Below are 15798 nucleotides of genomic sequence, written 5' to 3'. Positions count from 1 at the left end.
CACCGTGGTTCAGGACTCCTAGTAGACGGAGCCCTCCAGCAGTTCCGAGAGCCTGCCGGCGGCGCGCCGCAGTTCCGGGACGCCGGCCCTGAGGGTTTCCTCGTTGGCGGCCTCCACCGGGCTGGTCAGGGAAATGGATTCGCTGGGGCGCCGCCCCGGCCTGCTCGGTACGGCTACGGCCACGGAGAGCACCCCTGTAGCCCGTTCATCAGCCGAGTACGCATATTCGGCCCCGGCTTCGGGCAACCGGGAGCGCAGCGCGGCCGCCGTCAGGCCGGGTTCCTCATGGCCCCCGGCGACGGCCGCCGCGACCACCTGCTGCAGCTCGTCATCGGACGATGACGCAAGCAGGATCTTGCCGGCGGCGCCGACCGTGAGGGGGAGGCGCTTGCCCAGCGGGAGGTCGTAGCGGAGGGGCACCTCGCCGTCCACGCGAGCCACGAGGATGCGTTCGAATCCCAGCCGTGTGTAGAGCGACGCCGTGAGCCCGGTCTGCGAGGCGACCTGCTGCAGGATGGGACGGGCCGCCACCACCAGGGGATCGTTTTCCAGGAAACTCCGTGCGGCCGGCAGGACCGCAGGCCCGATCCGGTAGGACTTGTCCGTCTGGCTCACCATGCCGAAATCCTGCAGCACGCGCAGGATCCGCAGCGTGGTGGGCAGGCTCATCCCGCAGTTCCGGGCCAGGTCGCTGAGCCGCTGGGGCCGTTCGGCGCGCTGCAGTTCCGCAAAGACCTCCAGCGCCCGGGACAGGGAGCGCATGTTTGACGCCTTGGGTCCCTCCTCAGCCGAAGGGTGGGGGGAGGTGGAAGTCGTCGTCGCCATTCTTTCATTCTATGTAACTTCCTTGCGCTTGACAGTGCGTGTGTCTGGTGTCACTATTTCTCAGTACGCAATATAGTTTCATTCTGTGAAATGCAACGACGCAGCGTGAAAGCGAATCCGAGTGAGAAGGAACCATGACAACGGAGTCAGTCACAGCCACATCGAAGACCGCCGCCAGGGTGGCACCCTCCGTGCTGGCAGGCATCGGCGCGTTCGCGGCCGTCGGCGTGTACGTCCTCACCAGCTCGGTGGGCCTGGGCCTGTGGACCTCCCTTGGACCCGGCCCGGGACTGTTCCCCTTTGCCATGGGGGCAGTCCTCGCCGCGATGTCCGCTGTCTGGCTCCTCCAGGAACTCCGCCGCCCCAGCGAAACGGCAGAGGGCGTTGACCGCGCACTCGTGATCGCCGTCGTCGCCAGCCTGGTGCTCCTCGCCGCCGTCATGGACCTGCTCGGCTTCCAGCTGAGCATGTTCCTCTTCCTCATGTACCACCTGAAGCTGCGCGGCCGCAGGGCCTGGCCCTCCTCCGTGGTCACCGCCCTCGCGGGCAGCGTGGGCGCGTTCTACGCCTTCAACTACGGCCTCAACGTGGCACTGCCCGTTTCCGCCTTCCCCCTGCTGAACACGATCGGACTCTGAACGTGGATACCCTCAACGAACTTATGGGCGGCTTCGCGGCCGCCATGACCTGGCAAAACCTGCTGTTCGCCTTCCTGGGCTGCCTGCTGGGCACCATCATCGGCGTGCTGCCCGGCATCGGTCCGGTAGCCGGCGTCGCGCTCCTCATTCCCCTCACCCTGAACCTTGATGCCACCGGGGCGATCATCATGCTCTGCGCCATCTTCTACGGCACGGCCTACGGCGGAACCATCACCAGCGTCCTGCTGAACACCCCCGGCGAAGCCGCCTCCGCCATCACCACCATTGACGGCTACGCAATGACAAAGCTCGGCAAGGCCGGTGCAGCCCTGACCATTGCCGCCGTTGGATCCTTCGTGGGCGGCACCGTCGCCACACTGGGCCTGGTGATGGCCGCCAAACCGCTGGGCGAGCTGGGGCTGCTGGTGGGTCCGCCGGAGTTCTTTGCGCTGATGGTGGTGGGCATCTCCCTGCTCGTGGCGCTCGCCGGAAAGTCCATGGTCAAGGCCGTTATCTCCGGAGCCCTGGGCCTGCTGATTGCGATGGTCGGAATCGATCCCGTGGCCGGGGCGCCGCGCTTCACCTTCGGCATGGACCGCCTCCTGGACGGCGTCAGCTTTGTTGCCGTGATCGTGGGCGTCTTCGGCCTCTCCGAGCTGTTGTCCTACCGCAAGGGCACCGCCACCCCCAACGTGCACGCCCCAAACCTCCGTTCCCTGCTTCCGACAGGGAGGGAATGGCGCCGGAGTGCGCCCGCCATGGCCCGCGGAACCGGAATCGGCTTCGGGCTCGGCCTCATTCCGGGAATGACCGGCTCCGTCTCATCCCTGCTGGCCTACGGCGCGGAAAAGAAGTTCTCCCGCCACCGCAACGAATTGGGCAAGGGCGCCATTGAAGGCGTGGCCGGGCCCGAAACGGCCAACAACTCCCACGCCAACGCCGCCCTGATCCCGCTGTTCACCCTGGGTATCCCGGCATCACCCACCATCGCCGTCCTGATGGGCGCCTTCCTCCAGCAGGGCCTCACCCCGGGGCCCACCCTCTTCACCGAGCACTCCGAGATTGCCTGGGCCATCATCGCCAGCCTGTTCATCGGGAACCTGCTCCTGCTGGTGCTGAATGTTCCGCTGGTGGGACTGTGGACCTCCATCCTGAGGGTCCCCACCACCATCCTCACCGCCCTGATCCTGCTCTTCATGGTCATCGGCGCCTACACCATCAACTTCAGCGTCTTTGATGTCTTCGTCATGATCGGCTTCGGCCTCCTGGGCCTCGCGCTCCGGCACCTGGACATCCCGCTGGCGCCCATGGTGCTGACCCTGGTGCTCGGCCCCCTGATGGAACGCTCCCTCCGCGAGTCCCTCGAAATCTCCCAGGGCGACTTCGGCATCTTCACCAGCCGTCCCATATCGGCAGTCCTGATCGGCCTGGGGCTGCTGATCATCTTTAGCCCGCTCCTGAAGCTCCGGAAGCCCAAAGCGCTCAACGAGGACCCGGAAACCTAAACCACACCTCAACCCCCGAATACCCCCTTCAAAGGAGAAGAACACCATGAAAACCCGTTCCCGCATCGCCGCCGCACTCGCCGCGGCATCCCTGATCGCACTCACCGGCTGCGGCGCCAACGCCGGAGCCACGAACGCCGCCGGCAGCGACTTCCCGAAGAAGGGCAAGACGATTGACCTCGTTGTGGCTTTTTCCTCCGGCGGCGCCGTGGACACGGCAGCCCGGCTCATCCAGCCCATCCTCGAAAAGGAACTCGGCACCAACGTTGAGGTCATCAACAAGCCCGGCGCAGGCGGCCAGATCGGCTACACCCAGCTGACCAGCGCCGCCCCCGACGGCTACACCATCGGCGCCACAGGCTCCCCGTCCGTCGTCGTCTCCCCGCTGGACCCCTCACGCGGGGCCAAGTACACGCGGGACAGCTTCCAGCCCCTGGGCCGCCAGGTCATCGATCCCACCGTCATCGCAGTGCAGCCGGACAGCCCCTACCAGACGCTGAAGGACCTCCTGGACGCCGCAAAGGCGAACCCGAAGTCCATGACCGCCAGCACCACCGGGCTCCAGACCGGTGAACACTTCGCCATGGCCCAGATCCAGGAAAGCACCGGCTCCGAATTCGCCCCCGTGCACTTTTCGGAAGGGGCTTCGCAGGCCACCACTGCATTCCTGGGCAAGCACGTGGACATCCTCGTGGCCAACGTCAGCGACGTTGTTGACCTGACCAAGCAGGGCAAGGCCCGCGTCCTGGGCGTCATGACCTCGGAGCGCGCGCCGGCACTGCCGGACGTCCCCACCTTCAAGGAATCCGGCTACGACCTCGAGGCGGGCACCACGCGCGGTTACTCGGCGCCTGCCGGGCTGCCGGATGAGGTGGCCAAAAAGCTCGAGGCCGCAATCCAGAAAGCCATCGAGGACCCCGCCGTGGTGCAGAAGATGCAGGACCTTGGCCTGCAGACCAGCTACCTCTCCGGCGAAGACTACAAGCAGTACTGGGCCGGGCAGGAAGAGGACTTCAAGAAGGTCCTGCCGATGGTCCAGAAGACCGACTGAACCTCCCGCAATTACCGGACGGAAGAAGCATCATGACCAGCCCAGCCATAGACACCCTCACCGCCGATTTCCCCCGCCCCGAGAGGGGCGTGGTGGAGCGCCTCGCCAAACTGCCCGCCGCCAACATCGGCGACGCCATGGACCGGCTCGGCGTCGCCGACTCCGCGATCCAGGCCATCTGGCCGGGTGCCCTGCTGGCCGGCCCCGCTTTTACGGTGTGGACCCGGCCCGGGGACAACCAGGGAATCCACAGGGCCCTTGAGCTGGCCCGCCCCGGTGACGTGCTGGTTGTTGCCGGCGGAGGGGATTCGTCCCGCGCCCTGTTGGGGGAGCTCATCGGTGAGCGTGCCATCAACCTTGGCATCGCGGGCTTCGCGCTGGACGGGGCAGCGCGCGACGCCGATGCGCTGCGTGAGATAGGCATGCCCGTCTTCGCCCGGGCTACTTCCCCCGCTGGTCCCTACAAGAACGGTCCGTTCCGCCTGGGGACGCCCCTCGCCTTCGGTGGCGTCCCCGTCCTGCCCGGTGACGTGGTCATCGGCGACTCCGACGGCGTCGTGGTGATCCCGCGGGAGCAGGCGGCCGCGGTCGCAGATGCCGCGGAAGCAGTCTTCGCTGATGAAACGAACCGCCGCCGAGCCATCGTCGCAGCCCGCGGCTGAACCACGAGAGACAGAGAAAACCATGACAGCGGTAACCGTTATTGGCCTCGGCGAAGCCGGAGCCACCTACGCCGCGGCACTCCACGCCGCCGGGCACAAGATCACGGGATTCGACCCCGTCGCCCCCACCACTCCTGCCGGCATCACCAGGGCCGGCACCGCCGCAGAAGCCTGCGCCGGCGCGGACATCGTCCTGGTGATGACGGGCGCCGCCGCCGCACGCAGCGTCGCCGCAGAGTGCCTTCCGGTTCTCGGTCCCGGCAGCAGCTACGCGGACTTCACCTCGTCCTCTCCCGGAGTCATGCAGGAACTCGGACAGCTGCCAAGCAGGGCCGACTTCGCCGACGTCGCCATCCTTGGCCCGGTCTCTGCACTGGGAGAGAAAACGCCCCTCATGACCAGTGGGCCTGGAGCCCAGGCTGTGGCGGACCTCCTCGCCCCGCTGGGTGTCGACGTCGAAATTGCCGAGGGTGAACCCGGAGCGGCAATGGCCCACAAGCTCCTTCGCAGCGTCCTGATGAAGGGGCTGGCCTCGGTGGTGGTTGAGGCCGTCACTGCCGGCCGGGCAGCCGGACTCGAAGAGTGGATCCGGGCCCAGATCGCCAGCCAGTTGGCAGGCAACGGGCAGGCCGTCATCGACCGGTTCCTCACCGGCACTGCCAAGCACGCAGTGCGCCGCTCCAAGGAGATGCAGGACACTGCCAACTACCTGGGCGACCTTGGGGTGCCCGCAGAGATGACCACGGCGTCCGCCGCCGCCTTGGGCCGGATGGCCCGGGAACCAGCGCCGGCCTTGCGCTGACCGCAGAGTCGGGGACAATCAGGAGCGGGTATTTCGTGTCCGACCACATAACCGGCGTCCCGCCGTCAGGAGCAGCAGCATGATCGGCATCTGGGCACTCGCCGCCTACCTTGCCGTCATTCTGATGTGGACCACGGTCTTCAGGCGCAGCGTGGGGGAGGCGATGATCCTCGGGTTCCTGGCCGTGCTTCCCTTCACAGGGGCGGCAGCGCCGCAGACCGGCTGGGATTCGCTGTACTCGGCAATCACCGATGAAATTGTCTACGCCACCATGGCATTCGTGTTCATGGGCTACCTGCTGGACAGAACAGGTGTGCTGGACCGGCTGATCGACCTGCTCAACTCCCTGATCGGCGGGGTCAAGGGCGGTCCGGCGTGGGTATCCACCGTGGCATCGGCGGGGCTGGGCAGCGTGGTCCACAACCAGGCCGCCATCGCAGCAACGGTTGGCTCGGTCACCATACCCTGGATGGAAAAGTCCAAGCTGGACAAGCCCGCGGCGGCGACGCTCGTGGCGGGCAACGCCGGCATGGGCATCACGTTCCCGTTCAGCGCATCCATGTTCGTCCTGGTCGGTTCCGCCACCGTGGGGCCCCTGCTGGACATCAACGCTCTGGTCCTCCCGTTGCTGTTCGGCGGCCTGTGGTGCTTCGTGCACCGGCTGATCGTCACCTGGCTGCTGGTCCGCAAGAGCGGCATGGCTTCCCTCGATGCAGCGCACCGGCTGCCCGTCCGGGCGGCGTTCGGCCGCGGCTGGACCACGCTGCTGCTCTTCATTGTGGTGGCCATTCCGCTGGTCCTCACCTCCGGTGCCATCGCCAAGGGTCTTTCCGGCTGGACCGGGGGCGATGTCACCAAGGCTGTCAGCGTCATCGTGTGGATTCCCGTGGTCCTGATCGTCACCGGCCTCCTGCTGGGCCGGAAGAAGCTGCCCAGGGACGGCAGGGCGTGGTGGGCGCTGCTGCAGGACTCCGCGCCGCGCTTCGGGATTGTGGGGGTGACCGTGGTGTTCGCTTTCGCCGGTGCCAACGCACTGGCAGCCACCGGACTTCCACAGCAGATGACCGAACTGCTCAACGGGATGAACTTGCCGCTGTGGCTCCTGGCCATCCTGATCGGCCTGATTGTCATCGCTGTGGCTGCGCCGCTGTCCGCGACGGCCACCATGGCCGCCGTCGGAACGGTCGGCGTGGCCGCCCTGGTGGCGGCCGGAGTGCCGGCCACCACTGCGGCCGTGGCCGTCCTGGTCTTCTCCTCCTGCGAGGCGGCGGTCCCGCCGGGCGGTGCCCCGCTGTACGTGGCCTGCGGCATCGCAGACGTGGACCCGATCACCACGTTTCTCCGGCTGTTCACCCACTACGCCATGCCGCTGCTGGGCATCGGCGTGCTGATCATCCTCGGCATCCTGCCCGTTTAAGGACCACCACCATGCATACCATCCGGAGGGCCATCGAAGTCCTCTTCGTCCTCACCCTCGCAGCGCTGCTGGCTGGCGGCATTGTGTTCGTGGCCGGGCAGGCCATCGCCCTGGCGGCGGGCCAGGGCGACTGGCTCACGCTGCTTAATGACACCATCAAGGCGCCTATGTGCATTGCGGCGTCCATCTGTGCCGTGGCCGGTTTCCTGCTCAGCTACAAGCGCCGCCAGAACCAGGAGCAGCCGCAGGAAGCAGGGGCACGGTGAATCCCGGAGAGGGAACCTACCCAACGTTCGCCGGGTTGCTGGAGCGGGAGGGTGCCCTGGCGGGGACCTCCTGGGGGCTCTTTCCGGACCCAACCCGGGGGACGCCGTCGTTCATTACTCCCCAGGCGGTGCTGGCGGCACGCACCTGCATCCGCATGGGCACGGCCATTGGCCTCGACTATCCGGCCGATGCCTTTGATCCTGGCATGTCCCTCAAGCGCGGCGCGCCCCGGCATACCATCTACTCCTCGCACCCGGCCCACCGCGACGACTTCCTGGACGGGTACTACCTGCAGGGATCCAGTCAGATCGACGGGCTGCGGCACCGCCGGGCGGACGATGCCGGCTTCTACAACGGCACGCCGGATGACCGCATCACCGCGGGCACGCCGGACCTGGGGATCCAGGAATGGGCAGACCATCCCATAGTTGGCAGGGGAGTCCTGGTGGACCTGGCCGGGTACCGGGCCGGGCAGGGCGCTCCGATTGACCATGCTGCCGGTGAACCGCTGGGCCTTGACCTGATCGAGGGGGCGCTGGCCGCCCAGTCCATGGACCTCCGGCAGGGCGACATCCTGATGCTGCACACGGGCTGGTGCGAATGGTTCCTGGATCTGGCGCCGGAGGACAAGCAACGCATGCGGGATAGCAGGCGCGCCACGGGGGTTGCCCAGTCGGAGGAGTTCGTCGCCTGGGCCTGGGACCACCGGCTGGCGCTTCTCGCGGCGGACAACTTCGCCGTCGAATGCCTGCCCGCCGTGCCCGCAAGCCCTTACCGTGAGTCAGCACCGAACGACCACGGCATGATGCATCAGCAGCTCCTGGCCAAACTTGGCATGCCCCTGGGTGAACTTTGGCGGCTGGGTCCCCTCGCCCGGCACATGGGGAGTGCCGGCCAATGGGACGCCTTCATCACCATCAAGCCGCTGAACATCATCGGCGCGACCGGGTCACCAGCGAACGCCATTGCCTTGCTGTGAGGCCCGCCGGGCTGGCTTGTCGGGTCAGCGCAGGCGCTCGCCGGTCACACCGGCCAGGTGGTCCAGGAGTTCGTTCTGGAACCGCTCGTCGCGGACGGCGGGATGCGGCTTTTCCCGGTGCTGGTGGTACCAGTAGCCGCCGCTCGTCAGGGCCTCCGGGTCATCGCTGGCGGCCAGCCACTCCTGGGTGAGGTGGCCGAGCCGGAGGTCGTCCGGGGCGCCGGCCCCGCCCATCCTGGTGGGCACCCAGCCGGGATCGACGGCGTTGCTGAGGACGTCCGGCCATAAGCGGGCGACGGCGGCTGCCAGGGCCGTGAGGTAGAGCTTGCTGTCCGAATAGGTCACCTTCCGGGCGCCCGTGCCGAGGGCCGCGAGCCCGGCGTGGCCGCCGCGGTGCATGCCGCTACTGACATATATCAGCCGCCGCGGCTGTTGCATGAGTGCGGTGAGGAGGTAGGGGGCGGCGACGTTGACCTGGAAAATGTCCGGGCCGTGGAGCACCCCGGCGTTGTGGATGACGGCGTCCATCTGGCCCACCCGGTTCACCTGACCGGCGATATCGCGGATTTGGTCCATGGCCGCCAAGTCGCCAACAATGCCGTCCGCGCCGCGGTCCAGGAGATCCTGGACGGAAGCCAGGCGTTCCGCACTGCGGGCATGCACGACGACGTCGTGCCCCTCCTCGATGAGCGTCGCGGCTGTGTGCCGTCCCAGCCCATCTGCGGAGCCGGTGATAAAGATGCGCGCCACTGGTCCTCCTCAAGTTGTATACAAGTATGCACCTAGCGCTAGGGTTGCTGTGGAGGTAACAACATGCCTGGTGCAACCACCCGCAATACCGGAGCGGATTTCGTCTACGCCGAGCTGAAGCGGCAGATCATCAGCCTGGAGCTGAAGCCGGGGGAGCGCGTTTACGAACCCGCGATGGCGTCTGCCCTGCAGGTGAGCCGGACGCCGCTGAGGGAAGCCATCCGGCGGCTGATCTCGGAGAGCCTCCTGGAACAGCAAACCACCGGCGGCGTTCTGGTGCCGGCCTTGGATGAGGCAGCAATTTCCGAGCTGTACGAGGTCCGCGCTGCAATGGAGTCCCTCATGGCGCGGAACGCCTGCCTCAAAGCGACGCTGGCTGACATCGACGCACTCGAAGGCATCCTGGAGCGCAACGCCGCCATGGTGGGCTTCGCCGATGAAGCGATGAAGCAGGGGATGTCGCTGCACGGGAAGATCGCCGGGATTGCCGGCAATTTGTGGGCCCGGCGGTTCCATGACCAGATCTCAAACCAGATGGAGCGGTACCGGCACTTCACCAACAGCACCCAGGAACGGCGGGAGCAGGCCCTGGCCCAGCACCGGACCCTGGTGGCGGCCGTGGCCGCCGGCGACCCGGACCAGGCTGCAAGGATCGCCTTCGACCACGTCATGGGCGCCCGCGATGCGGCGGTGCGGGCCATCTCCGGCACCACTGCATGATCGGCGAACTGGGGCGGCGCTCGACTGCGGCCCTCCTGGTCCATTCCACCCTGATTCAGGCACTGACCTTCCTGCTGCGGCCGGCCGCCACGTACCGCGCGCTGGAACTGGACGTCCCCGGCTTCGCCCTTGGGCTCCTGGCGGCCAGCTACGCCGTCTTCCCGCTGCTGCTCGCCGTCCCCACAGGCGCCCTGGTGGACCGCCTGGGTGAACGCCGCCTCATGGCGGCCGGTGCCGCCGTCGTCCTGGCCAGCGCTTTGTTCCTGCTGCTGTGGGGTTCGTCCATCGCCGCCCTGATCATCGGAACCGCCCTCCTGGGCGTCGGCCAACTGACCTGTGTGGTGGGGCAACAGGCGGTGGTGGCCAACAACGCCGCCTCATCCCGGATGGATTCGGCCTTCGGCTACCTCACCTTCGCGGCGTCCCTGGGACAGGCAGTAGGGCCGCTGGCCATCTCCCTGGTGGGAGGGGCGGCCATCCGCCCCGACACCCAGGCGATCTTCCTCCTCTCGGCCTGCATGGGCCTGGTGCTCCTGGTGACCACCTTTGGCATCTCGGCAACTGTCAGCGCCAGGAAGGGAACGGCAGCCCCGGCGAACGGCGGCAAAGGCAACGTGGCCTCGCTGCTGAAGACTCCCGGCGTGGCGCGGGCCCTGGCCACCAGCGCCACTGTCCTTGCCGTGGTGGATCTGACCATGGTCTACCTCCCGGTGCTTGGATCCGAACGCGGGCTCAGCGCGGCAACCGTTGGCGCCCTGCTCGCCGTCCGCGCCGTGTACTCAATGGTGTCCCGCATCCTGCTGGGGCAGGTATCCCGGAAACTCGGGCGCAAGCGGCTGCTCGTGGCCAGCCTGGCGCTGTCCACCATCGCTTTGGCCGCCATGGCGGTTCCCATGCCGGTGCTGCTGCTCTTTGCGGTCATGGCCGTGCTTGGACTGGGCCTTGGCATTGGCCAGCCGCTCACCATGTCCTGGCTTTCGGCGCAGGCACCCGCCGGGCAGCGCGGACGTGCCCTTGCCCTCCGGCTCGCCGGCAACCGGGTGGGCCAGGTGGTGCTTCCCAGTGTTATCGGTGTGGCAGCGGCAGGAGTTGGCGCGATGGGGGTTTTCCTGGCGTCCGCGGCCGCAGTGGGCGGGACGCTTTTGCTGCTCCGCGGCGTTCGGCTGGACGACTAACTACGGCAGCCGACTTGGCCGCAGCAGGGTGGGCACGCCGGCCTGCTCCGGATCCAGTGGAACAGGGCTGACCAGTACTGCCGGGCCGCGATGGAGCGTTCCGCTTGAGAGTGCCCGGCAGCGGATGCCGCCCCGGCCCCGCATTGATGCGTGGGCGCCGGGGGCCAGCACCTCGTTCATCCAGGCGCAGGGGTGTGCGGGCCGGCCGCCGTGGAACTCAACCCGGGAACCGCCGGATTCCAGCGCGAAGTCCTGGTTGAGCAGCGGAGCCAGGTGGGCTCCGCGGAGGATGACGTTCCGCCGGGTGGCCAACGGATCGAACGGTCCGGCGCCCAGTTCCCCGGCCATGGCTTCGAGGGCCTCGACGGCGAACAGTGTCACCGCAGCGTCCATATGGGCCGCTTTGCCGAAAAAACGGTCGCCCACAATGCCCTTGCCCGCCACCACTTCCGCGCTCCCGGCGTCGAAGGTGGGCACATCGGCGGCGCCGTCGCGTGCCCGGCCGAAGTAGGCGTGCCCGGGTGACACCAGCAGGTGCAGGATTTCGACGCCGCACCGGTACTTAGCTGACATGTCCACAGCCTAGGCCAGCCTGCCCCACAAATACGGTTAAAGGCGGCGGCCTCCCAGCCTGTGGAGCAGGATGAACGGGCCGGAGAAATCGTGTGCCGCGTTCAGGAACTCCCGGTACTTGCGTCGATAGCGCTGAATGCTCGTGCATTACTGTCACGGCGCTGAACAATGGCGTTGACCAACGATGCCCAACGATGCTCGGCTGCAGCGGAGGTTCTCGGGTAGTGGTGACCCGGGACCGGCACCAGGTACCACTCCCGTCCGTGCCCTGTTGCACGGTCCGTGGATCTCCGGGTGGAACTCGGCAGCACGACTTCATCTTCGTCCGGAGCGATGACCACCACGCGCGCAGGGCATTTCCGGGTGTGTTGTTCGCCGTCGTCAGGCCCTCCCGCGGTCAGTCCGAAACGAACCGCCGCCCACCTCCTGAACTCCGGCTCATCCCCGTGTAGCTGAAGATGATCTTGGAGGTTGATGATGGGAGACATAGCAACCACCTGCCTCGGCTCGACATGCTCGGCAAGCTGAAGGCCCACCCACGCTCCGAAACTGACGCCGAAAATGGAGACCTCTGGCGTTCTGCGCGTGGCCATGACCTCGGCGACTGCCTTCGCCGTTTCCCGAATCGCGGCCTGCCAGTTGAGCCAGGCGCGTTCCTGGAAGTCGGAGCCAAAGCCGGCAGAGCCGGGATAATTGATGATGAGCAGGTCAAAACCTGCATCAATAACGGTTCGATAGGTACCGCCATATCTGAGGTCGTCGAGCTCATGGCTGTCCGGGCCACCGTGAAGACAGACGACGAGCTCCTGGCCACGCGGCGGCCGTCCGGCATGCACGTAAACGCACGGCAATCCGGCCGGGGTGATCTGGCTCACCGTCAGTTCCCTCCTTACAGCGGCGATCCCGGCGATAAGGCCCCGTTGGGTCCGCCAGCACGATCCAATTGCGAGACCCGTGGACCGGATGACCGGGTCAGCAGCCGCTCCCATGGCGAAAACCTGGGACGTTCCGCATTGAGCTTCAGCTAACGTGAAGCAATCGTCGCAGGGATCCATATGCAGCAGGTGTTGTCCCTTTTCTGCGTGGATGCCATAGGCCGTTATACGCGTGTCCGACGCAGCGACAGAGATCAGGGACCAGCCCGGCGGAGCCACGATTTCCGCCTCGCCGGCGCCGCGGACTACGGAGAATCGGGCACCGGACTTATTCGACCGCTTAATAACAACGAACTCGGATGCGGCGGCAACGATCAAACCGGCACCATGCCCCACGCTGTTCCCGTCGCGGACCATGCTCCACCCGACCTCCGATTCGGCAACCAGGGTCCCGTCAGCGAATATGCATTTTGGTGCGCCGTGGCTGGGTGCGACCGGCCGCAGATCCCCACACCCCAGATCGAGGAGGAGAGTGTCCCCCGCTGCGGTCAATGACTCGAAAACCACACGTAGTGTCGCTTCTTCTGCATCTGGGATGAGGCTGACAATGCGGTGCGTCTGATTAGATGGCGACGGGATGGCACGCTCAAGGGGTTGGCCCAGGCCCGTTGCTACAAGGGGAAACTCCCTTACCGTCAACGTGACCGAATCATGGATGAGGTCATAGACGAAAGGGTGGCCAGGTACACAAAAGGGCGCCAAAAAGCCGGACAACAATATCTGCTCATACCCGCCGGGCTCATCCTGTCCCTGGGTTGATATTCGGTAGAGGCACCCATCGAGTTGGCTGAAGGTGAAGAGGGTAGAGCCTACAAGTGCGAGGGGAACGAGGTGGTCCTCCTCGAAAAGGGACTCGACCGGCATGATCAGGCCGCCTTCACTGTCGATTCGCTGCGAACGCTGCGCAGAAGCGCAGGCAGAAGCACTGCATTGAACAACGTAACTGCGCCAGCAGTGAACAGCAGTCCCTCCGGGCCCGCGTTGAGCCAAAGAGGGGCGCCGAGGACGCCACCAAGCGTATCTCCAACCAAGAACGCAGTTTGCGAAATCCCGAAAACAAAACCTGTTGCCTGGGCCGGGATAATGGCGTACTGGATCGTTTCCTCTGATGCGATGGCAAGCGACACGAAAGCAGCCCGCGCGATGAAGATAACTGCTATCCACGGAGCTCCCAACCCCAAGGCCAGCGCGGCAGCCAGCGTAATGACTCCTGTAAGAACCTCGGACACAGCAAACAGCGCGAAGGGCCGGCTGCTGGTGCTGTAGCGGGAGAAGATCCAGGTGGCGCAGATTTGAGCAACGCTCATGAGCGCCATGATCAAGGCTGCCTGCGCGGCGGTGGCGCCACCATTGGTGAGAATCAACGGCAAATAAGGTGCCACCAGACTGACATAGAAGCCAGAGAGCAAGCCGATGACGGCCAGCTTTACGGCCAAGGCCTTGTAGCGCCGCCTATCGGCGGCCTCGTCTGCCTCTTCCGGCACGGAGTTCGGCAGACTGCGGGCTTGGGAATTCGGCGCGAGCAGCACCCACACAAACGCTGCTGCCACGAGTGCGGGGGCAATCAGCAAAGCGGTCTTCGCCCCGTCCCCTTGGGTTGCCGACAACGCGAAGATAGATGCAGCCCCGACTGTGCCCAGCAGGAGACCCGTCTGATTCCCGAGGTTTCGGGCTCCGACAATTTTGGGAATTTCCTCATCGGAGGCTGTGGATCGCACCCAAGGCCTAATAGCTACAAGAACCAGGGATGCGCCTGCGCCTGCAACCCCTGAGAAAATCACTACCGGAATAACGTCCGTGAAAAGGCGGCCAGCAATTCCGATAGCGTATAGAAGCGTTCCCAGACGAACAGCATTCAAGCCGCCAAAGCGGTCTGCAAAGGCGCCCCACGCGAAAGAGAACCCGCCTACGACTGCCATAACGGCGTAACCAATACCGAATGCTACTAACGCATTCACCTGCTCAAAATAGAGTGGTTGTGCAACTTTTGACATCCACATTCCACCGGCAAACAGAACGGTGAAGACTCCCAGTTGTCCCCGCAATCCGAGGCTCATACGTGCATGCCCAGAAGTGCTTCCCGGTTTGCTGCCAGGACGTCGGAGTCAGGGAACAATGCGAGTCCTGCTTCTATCAGTTCCAGAGCCTCAGCGCAGCGGTCTTGCCGGATTGCAATCTCTGCGCTCAGCGATGCACGGCGTTCGGCTTCTTCCTTTGGCAGGGTGCTGTGGATCCAGCCGTCAACATGCTGGGTGGCTTCATCGACGCGGTCCGCGAGGATGAGGCTGTAAACCAGATTGGTGGGATGGACGTAAGAGGCGGGATCGAGCGACGCGGCCCGTGCGTGCGCGTCCGCGGCTACCCCATGTGAACCGATTTCCCCTTCGTATACCCCGATCAGGCACCATGCAGAGGCGAGACTGTCATCCAATTCCACGGCTTGCCGGCAGGCAGCCAGTGCGGCCTCTAAGTCTCCGGTCGACGCGTGGCATTTTGCTGCTTCCAAGTGGTATTCGGGCATGCGGGGGTCAACGTCCAGGAGTTCAGCGTAGGTGGCAATGGCAGCGGTCAGGTTTCCGGTTTGCTTGTAGCACTGGGCAAGGTTGTAAATGAGGACGGATCGGTGGATGGCCACTTTCTCGCCGGTCTGCGTGAGCCTTTTGATGCCCTCGCGAAGGAGCCGGATGGCCTCGTCCACGTGGCCGCGGCGGAAGAGTATGAGTGCATAGCCGTTCCTGTTGAAAACCTCGTCAAAGACAACGCGGTCCTCGGCGCGCTCTTGGGAGCCCAGTTTCTGGATGAGGGCATAGGCCTCATTCAGCAACGCCTCGCTACGAGCCAAACTTCGAAGGCCGTCCGGGTGGTGGCGGGCGTAAAGCATGGCTTTTCCGTAGAGGGCCCGGATTGCGTCGAGAGGCTCTTTGGATGTGCTCCAGCGGTCGTAATAGAACTCGGCCTGGACTGTCTCGTTCACCATGGCGTGCGCGAGCGCCAGGAGGTTCCACACCCGGGGTGACTGCTCAACCTCTTGCAGCAGATGTCCAAGATTCAGCGCTGTCCATGCATCTCCTGAGTTGACGTAGTCGAAGGCCATGGTGACGATCTGTCCCGCATGGTCCTTCCTCGCGGACGGTGACAGCATGTTCAGCAAGGACTGTTCCTCGGCCGAGAAATGAGGGACGGATTCATGGCCGCCGCTGTCAAAACGCAGTTGGACTGACCAGCCGCCTACGCGAACTGCCGCGTCCAGGAAATCGCGGCTGGGCCGGTCCAAGGCCTCAGCGTCTGTCACGTCTATTTCGATGGGACCGAAGGCTTCGCGGACGTATCGGGCAATTTTGATGTAGCTTCGTCGGGCCCGCTGGTGCTGGAAGAACCGGATCTGCTCGTTGGACGTCGCAGCATCCGTAAGGCTGGTTGTGCCGATCCGCACTTTGGCGGCCAGTTTGGTGTTCAGGGGGTAGAGAAGCCGAAGGCTCAGGGATAAGTCGTCGGGGTG

At 65.5% G+C, this 15798-nt stretch carries 16 protein-coding genes; 10 read left to right on the top strand and 6 right to left on the bottom strand.

The genetic code is table 11. From position 1 onward, the window contains the following. Window positions 1-18: 18 nt before the first annotated feature. The gene (locus tag AC6CHP_RS12435; protein WP_498230188.1) at window positions 19-825 is read right to left on the bottom strand and encodes an IclR family transcriptional regulator; all 807 of its coding nucleotides are present in this window, start codon (window positions 823-825) and stop codon (window positions 19-21) included. Window positions 826-959: 134 nt separating this feature from the next. On the opposite strand from AC6CHP_RS12435, the gene AC6CHP_RS12430 reads away from it, so the two are divergent. From AC6CHP_RS12430 to AC6CHP_RS12395, 8 genes are all read left to right on the top strand, one after another. Next, window positions 960-1463 (top strand): tripartite tricarboxylate transporter TctB family protein, encoded by a 504-nt coding sequence (locus AC6CHP_RS12430; RefSeq protein WP_498230186.1) that lies wholly within the window; start codon window positions 960-962, stop codon window positions 1461-1463. Window positions 1464-1465: 2 nt separating this feature from the next. Continuing rightward, on the top strand, window positions 1466-2968 hold the full coding sequence (locus AC6CHP_RS12425) for a tripartite tricarboxylate transporter permease (protein ID WP_104188914.1): 1503 nt from the start codon (window positions 1466-1468) through the stop codon (window positions 2966-2968). Window positions 2969-3014: 46 nt separating this feature from the next. Further along, window positions 3015-4019, top strand: coding sequence for a tripartite tricarboxylate transporter substrate binding protein (locus tag AC6CHP_RS12420; protein WP_498230184.1), 1005 nt, complete (start codon window positions 3015-3017; stop codon window positions 4017-4019). A gap of 32 nt (window positions 4020-4051) precedes the next feature. Continuing rightward, on the top strand, window positions 4052-4681 hold the full coding sequence (locus tag AC6CHP_RS12415) for an RraA family protein (protein ID WP_188728549.1): 630 nt from the start codon (window positions 4052-4054) through the stop codon (window positions 4679-4681). Window positions 4682-4703: 22 nt separating this feature from the next. Continuing rightward, window positions 4704-5483, top strand: coding sequence for an NAD(P)-dependent oxidoreductase (locus tag AC6CHP_RS12410; protein WP_498230182.1), 780 nt, complete (start codon window positions 4704-4706; stop codon window positions 5481-5483). Window positions 5484-5562: 79 nt separating this feature from the next. Continuing rightward, window positions 5563-6900, top strand: a complete 1338-nt coding sequence (locus tag AC6CHP_RS12405; RefSeq protein WP_498230180.1) for a TRAP transporter large permease subunit — start codon at window positions 5563-5565, stop codon at window positions 6898-6900. 11 nt (window positions 6901-6911) lie between these two features. Beyond that, window positions 6912-7166 (top strand): hypothetical protein, encoded by a 255-nt coding sequence (locus AC6CHP_RS12400; RefSeq protein ID WP_188728554.1) that lies wholly within the window; start codon window positions 6912-6914, stop codon window positions 7164-7166. Continuing rightward, on the top strand, window positions 7163-8146 hold the full coding sequence (locus AC6CHP_RS12395; protein ID WP_427116694.1) for a cyclase family protein: 984 nt from the start codon (window positions 7163-7165) through the stop codon (window positions 8144-8146). The genes AC6CHP_RS12400 and AC6CHP_RS12395 overlap by 4 nt, the downstream gene beginning before the upstream one ends. A gap of 24 nt (window positions 8147-8170) precedes the next feature. Here the strand turns inward: AC6CHP_RS12395 and AC6CHP_RS12390 are convergent, their stop codons facing one another. Beyond that, window positions 8171-8896 (bottom strand): SDR family NAD(P)-dependent oxidoreductase, encoded by a 726-nt coding sequence (locus AC6CHP_RS12390; RefSeq protein WP_427116696.1) that lies wholly within the window; start codon window positions 8894-8896, stop codon window positions 8171-8173. 63 nt (window positions 8897-8959) lie between these two features. Between AC6CHP_RS12390 and AC6CHP_RS12385 the strand changes: the two genes are divergently transcribed. Together AC6CHP_RS12385 and AC6CHP_RS12380 are read left to right on the top strand one after the other, a co-directional pair. Next, on the top strand, window positions 8960-9616 hold the full coding sequence (locus tag AC6CHP_RS12385) for a GntR family transcriptional regulator (protein WP_427116697.1): 657 nt from the start codon (window positions 8960-8962) through the stop codon (window positions 9614-9616). Next, a complete protein-coding gene (locus AC6CHP_RS12380) occupies window positions 9613-10791 on the top strand; it encodes an MFS transporter (RefSeq protein ID WP_498230177.1) in 1179 nt (392 codons plus the stop codon). Before AC6CHP_RS12385 ends, AC6CHP_RS12380 begins: the two co-directional genes overlap by 4 nt. Here AC6CHP_RS12380 and AC6CHP_RS12375 read toward each other — a convergent pair whose 3' ends face one another. The 4 genes from AC6CHP_RS12375 to AC6CHP_RS12360 form a co-directional block, all read right to left on the bottom strand. Beyond that, on the bottom strand, window positions 10792-11364 hold the full coding sequence (locus AC6CHP_RS12375) for an MOSC domain-containing protein (RefSeq protein WP_498230175.1): 573 nt from the start codon (window positions 11362-11364) through the stop codon (window positions 10792-10794). A 101-nt stretch (window positions 11365-11465) separates the two neighbouring features. Then, window positions 11466-13163 (bottom strand): alpha/beta hydrolase, encoded by a 1698-nt coding sequence (locus AC6CHP_RS12370; RefSeq protein ID WP_498230173.1) that lies wholly within the window; start codon window positions 13161-13163, stop codon window positions 11466-11468. A gap of 2 nt (window positions 13164-13165) precedes the next feature. Then, window positions 13166-14356, bottom strand: coding sequence for an MFS transporter (locus AC6CHP_RS12365; protein ID WP_427116703.1), 1191 nt, complete (start codon window positions 14354-14356; stop codon window positions 13166-13168). After that, the gene (locus AC6CHP_RS12360; protein WP_498230171.1) at window positions 14353-15732 is read right to left on the bottom strand and encodes a tetratricopeptide repeat protein; all 1380 of its coding nucleotides are present in this window, start codon (window positions 15730-15732) and stop codon (window positions 14353-14355) included. Before AC6CHP_RS12360 ends, AC6CHP_RS12365 begins: the two co-directional genes overlap by 4 nt. Window positions 15733-15798: the final 66 nt, after the last annotated feature.

Source organism: Pseudarthrobacter sp. GQ63, assembly GCF_059758765.1.
This window is presented reverse-complemented; position numbering and strand designations above follow the sequence as displayed.